The organism is Pseudomonas cyclaminis (assembly GCF_015163715.1).
GTDB lineage: Bacteria > Pseudomonadota > Gammaproteobacteria > Pseudomonadales > Pseudomonadaceae > Aquipseudomonas > Aquipseudomonas cyclaminis.
This window is the reverse complement of record NZ_JADDUM010000342.1, coordinates 1-4,415: the sequence shown is the minus strand read 5'-3', so window position 1 is coordinate 4,415 and position 4,415 is coordinate 1. Positions and strand designations below refer to the sequence as shown.

At 55.1% G+C, this 4,415-nt stretch carries 6 protein-coding genes; 3 read left to right on the top strand and 3 right to left on the bottom strand.

Features of this window, described 5'->3' with window-relative positions:
- Nucleotides 1–102 precede the first annotated feature (102 nt).
- Nucleotides 103–351: a hypothetical protein gene (locus IQK56_RS30045; protein WP_122306812.1), complete on the bottom strand. Its 249-nt coding sequence runs from the start codon at nt 349–351 to the stop codon at nt 103–105.
- A 460-nt stretch (nt 352–811) separates the two neighbouring features.
- On the opposite strand from IQK56_RS30045, the gene IQK56_RS30040 reads away from it, so the two are divergent.
- Genes IQK56_RS30040 through IQK56_RS30030 form a run of 3 tightly spaced genes read left to right on the top strand, consistent with a single transcriptional unit; the run spans nt 812 to nt 3,608 of the window.
- Complete coding sequence (locus IQK56_RS30040) at nt 812–1,759, top strand: TauD/TfdA family dioxygenase (RefSeq protein WP_193864031.1); 948 nt, start codon at nt 812–814, stop codon at nt 1,757–1,759.
- 53 nt (nt 1,760–1,812) lie between these two features.
- The gene (locus tag IQK56_RS30035) at nt 1,813–2,661 is read left to right on the top strand and encodes an EamA family transporter (RefSeq protein ID WP_193901958.1); all 849 of its coding nucleotides are present in this window, start codon (nt 1,813–1,815) and stop codon (nt 2,659–2,661) included.
- A complete protein-coding gene (locus tag IQK56_RS30030; RefSeq protein ID WP_193901957.1) occupies nt 2,661–3,608 on the top strand; it encodes a LysR substrate-binding domain-containing protein in 948 nt (315 codons plus the stop codon). Before IQK56_RS30035 ends, IQK56_RS30030 begins: the two co-directional genes overlap by 1 nt.
- 84 nt (nt 3,609–3,692) lie before the next feature.
- On the opposite strand, the gene IQK56_RS30025 is transcribed toward IQK56_RS30030, so the two are convergent.
- Together IQK56_RS30025 and IQK56_RS30020 are read right to left on the bottom strand one after the other, a co-directional pair.
- The gene (locus IQK56_RS30025) at nt 3,693–4,094 is read right to left on the bottom strand and encodes an ExbD/TolR family protein (protein ID WP_010565408.1); all 402 of its coding nucleotides are present in this window, start codon (nt 4,092–4,094) and stop codon (nt 3,693–3,695) included.
- Nucleotide 4,095: 1 nt separating this feature from the next.
- Nucleotides 4,096–4,415 (bottom strand): MotA/TolQ/ExbB proton channel family protein (locus tag IQK56_RS30020; RefSeq protein ID WP_193901956.1); only part of this gene is annotated, 320 nt, incomplete at its 5' end.

Below are 4,415 nucleotides of genomic sequence, written 5' to 3'. Positions count from 1 at the left end.
GATGGCGGTGTATCAGCCAGGACCTTTGTGACTGAACCACCGCTATCGGGGGCAAGCCCCCTCCCACATTGACCTGATTTCACATTGGAATTGCAGTGGTTTTCAGATCGCGTTACTGGTCCGAGGCATACAGTCGATGGTGCGATCTACCACCGTCTTGGCCATTTCCAGCAAATGCCACACCGCATGGATTTTCGCGCGGTCGTGCGGTTGCAGGTGCTCACAGCAGTCCCATACGGTGGCCGAGGCGCTGTGGATCAGGTGAGCGATATAAAGTTGGGCGTCTTCGAAACTGAGATTTTCGTTGGCGACGAGGCAATCGAGGGGTGGATCGGGGAGTGCTTTGGTCATGGTGGAACTCCTATTGAACATGGGAGCGACCACTAACGCTGCTAAACGATAGGTGGCAGCTGTACGCGGGTTAGCAGACTGGCCAATAGGAACACCAGCGCACCCGAGGGTGCCCCACGCACAGCCGCCATAAACGCGGATGTGAACCGTGTGCCTATTGAACTCAGGCTGCTAAACCCGATCACTGAAAACCAGCGACGGACCGAAGACTAGCCATCCATTCCAACAGCCACAAGGCGGCGGGGATTGTCTCGGAAACGTCCTGCAATTTAAAGCGACATGACTTGCTGGCCCTTTACAAACCATGACGAAATGCCAGCCTTGATTAGATGACGACTTTTTCTGTAGGAACAGTCTTCCATGACAAATTTTGATGGCAGCACTGACGATGTTTCGCTTTTTCAGGGTGTGGTGAGCTCAGTTAAATAAGCACTTCAACTCACCTCCGTAAAGGATTGCGATGAACATCAATGTCAGTATGTTTCGCCAGGAAGTATCTAAAATCAGACTCTCTAAAGCAGCATTTGATGAGCTGTTGAGCACAAGAACCCTATCCGAACCGGGCTCTCAAGGTGACCGATTCGATGCAAGGCCTGCTCACATTGACCCCCTACACTCGCAGGCCCTAAGTGCGGAACTGCGCAATATACGAAACATCGTAGATCACGAAACTCATGCCCTTATTATTGATGGGTTTAAAGCTGATGACCTTGCGAATTTCAAATCCCTGATATGGACGTTTGGCTCTTTGTTGGCGGATCCAATGGTGCAAAACCATCTGGGCCATAAGGTGATCGAAGTTTATGACCGTGGAGGTAGAAGCATTGAAGAAGGCGCGCGATACCATCAAACCCGCCAGGGCGCATATGTCCATAACGATGGTGTGAGTGATCCGCTTCCTATCGACTATTTGATCCTAGCCTGTGGCCAGAAAGCCCTTCTGGGTGGCGAAAGTATTCTGATTGATGCTAGCGCGGTATACGCGGAGCTGATGGCGTTCCCTGACGTATTGGATGAACTTAAGTGCAATTTCTATTTTGAAAACCGCGGTATGTCAGAGGAAGAGCAACTGTTCAGAGCGCCGATCCTGAGCTTTTCCAAAGAAGGTATTCCTTTGATTAGGTACTTTCGCGTCTACATTGAATCAGCGCACCTAAAAGCAGGAGTGCCATTAACCTTGGCGCAAATTCAGGCATTAGATTTTTTAGATACCGTCCTTGATCAATCATCAGTTCAACATCGAGTATTGCTCGAACCAGGGCAGATACTTATTTCAGCTGACAACAAGTTTCTCCATACCCGAACGCACTTCATCGATATCAATGCTCCGTCCGTAGAAATCGATGACGCGACGCCTTTAAAAGACCTGAATCGGTACATGTTACGGATGTGGTTGCGCAAACAATAATTTCCTGACGGTCGTAACTTACGACTTCCCATATCCATCGAAAACCGAGCCCCATGGACAACTCCGACATCGCGATCACCCTCGTTTTGATCTCCGCCTTCATGCACGCCACCTGGAACGCGGTCGTCCGGGCGGGGAGCAGTCGCTTCATGACCTTGGCCATGGTCGATGGTACGGCGCTGCTGATCTGCCTGGCGGCGCTGCCGTTGGTGAATGCGCCAAGCCCACAGGTGTGGGGCTACGTGCTGGTTTCCGTAGTGCTCAACACGGCCTATCGGTTGTTTCTGATCAAGGCGTATGAGACCGGCGACTTTGGGCAGGTCTACCCGGTCATGCGCGGGGTGCCACCGGTTTTAGTCGCGCTGTTTTCCTACTTTCTGCTGCATGAGCAGCTATCGCTCTACGCGATGGCAGGAGTGTTACTGATCTGTGCCGGCATTATCAGCCTGACGTTCGTGCGCCGGATGACCGCACATATGTTCAAACCGATCCTGATGGCTGTGTGCGCGGGTGCGTTCATCGCGTCCTACACAGTGGTGGATGCCAAGGGTGTAAGAGCCAGTGAGACGGTGCTGCAATACATCCTCTATCTGACGGTATTCCAGAGCATTCCGATTCCGGCGCTGGCGATTATCAAAAAGCGTGTGGCATTCGCAGAGGCCATTCGCAACCATTGGAAGGTCGGCGTCATGGGCGGTGTTTGTTACCTCACTTCCTACGGCCTGGTGCTGTTTGCGCTGTCGCTGGACGCGGTGGCCAAGGTCTCAGCGCTGCGGGAAACCAGTGTTATTATCGGCGCCATTATTGCCGCGCTGTTTTTTCACGAGCAGTTCGGCTGGCGGCGGATGCTTTCGGCGTTCGTCATTGTTTGCGGGATCATCCTGATCAAAGTGAGCACCTGATGGGCCAACGTCCGCCACCCACCCCCATGCTGCAAGCCTTTGTCAGCGCTGCGCAAACAGGGAGTTTCGCGCGCGCCGCCTCCCGGTTGAACCTGACCGCCAGTGCGATAAGCCATCAAATTGCGGGGCTGGAAGAGTGGTGGGGCGTGCAGTTGTTTGAACGCCACTCCCGGGGCGTGAATCTCACGGCCGCGGGGCACGTTTTGTTGCCGGTTGCTGATGGTTTTTTCAAAGAACTTGAGGCAGCGTTGCACACCCTTAACCCGAGCAAGTCCCAGCCGCTTTACCTCTCGTGCACGTCTTCTCTGTGTTCCACCTGGCTAATCCCCAGAATGCATGGTTCCCACACCGATGCTTCATTCAACCTCGACCTGGTATTAACCAGTGCGGACATGAACAGCGCCAATCTCGGCGCTCATCAGTTCGATGTAGCGATTGTGATGGGGTACGGCGACTACCCGGATCATCATGCCGAACTGCTGATGCGCGATGCCGTGTTCCCGGTGTGCTCGCCAGAGTTTCAACGCGTCAATGGCGATATTCCGCTGACGGATATCGCGCAGTATCCACTCATTCACCGTGCGGACGATCAGGTGTGTCCGGGATGGGAAAGCTGGTTTGCGTTTCAGGGCCTGGCGGCTGCGCCTTATCACCATGGGCCGCGCTTTCCGGACTCCAGCCTGGCAATCAGCCTGGCGGTGAAGGGTGGCGGAATTGCACTGGCCAGGACAGCGTTGGTGTACGACCAATTGGAAGATGGCGCGTTGGTCACACTCGGCGGGCCGGTGATGATGTCGCCGGCGGCGTACTACGTTATTTGTCGCAATGGACGGCAATCGGAACCTGATATCGCTCGGTTGATTGGCTGGCTTAAAGAAAGCGCTGGAAAGTTTCAGCGAGAGGTTGAAATCCGGTATCCGCAAATCGCGGGGGCTGGTGCACTTTGAATCTGTGGTATTGCTGAAATTGAGGCAAAAAAAAGGCCGCACCCTGCCAAGGAGACGGCCAAAAAATTGTCGAGGCTGTTGCAGTTAACGTGCGGTAATCACCGACAGCTTGGTAATCCCCGCCCGTTCGATAGACGCCATGGCTCGCGCCACTTCGCCGTAGTTCACTCCGTCATCCGCCTGCAGTTGCACCCGCACATCGGGGTCCTTGGCCTTGGCCGCCTGCAGATTGAATTCCAGCAGGTCCGGCTGGATTTCGTCCTTGTTGATAAACAACTTGCCGGCACCGTCGATGCTGACCACCAGCGGGTCTTTTTGCTCGACCGGGGCCACGGCCTCGGTCTTGGGCAGGTTGATCGGAATCGCGTTGGTCAACAGCGGTGCGGTGACGATAAACACCACCAGCAGCACCAGCATCACGTCCACCAGCGGCGTGACGTTGATCTCGCTCAGCACCTCATCACTGTCTTGCGTGGAGAAGGCCATCTCAGGACGCCTCCTTCACTTTTTGCGGGTTGCCGGCATTGGCTTTGTTCAGCGCCGGGTGCAGCAGCACGCGGAAGGAGTTTTTCTGTGCGAGGCTGTAGAAGTCGTGGGCAAAGTCATCAAGATCGGCCGCCGTGAGCTTCAGGCGACGCAGGAAGTAGTTGTAAACCAGCACCGCAGGCACCGCGACGGCGATACCGACGCCAGTCGCCACCAACGCTGCGCCAATCGGCCCGGCCACGGTTTCCAGGCTGGCAGAGCCGGCCGCGCTGATGCCCTTGAGCGCTTCCATGATCCCCCACACGGTGCCGAACAGGCCGA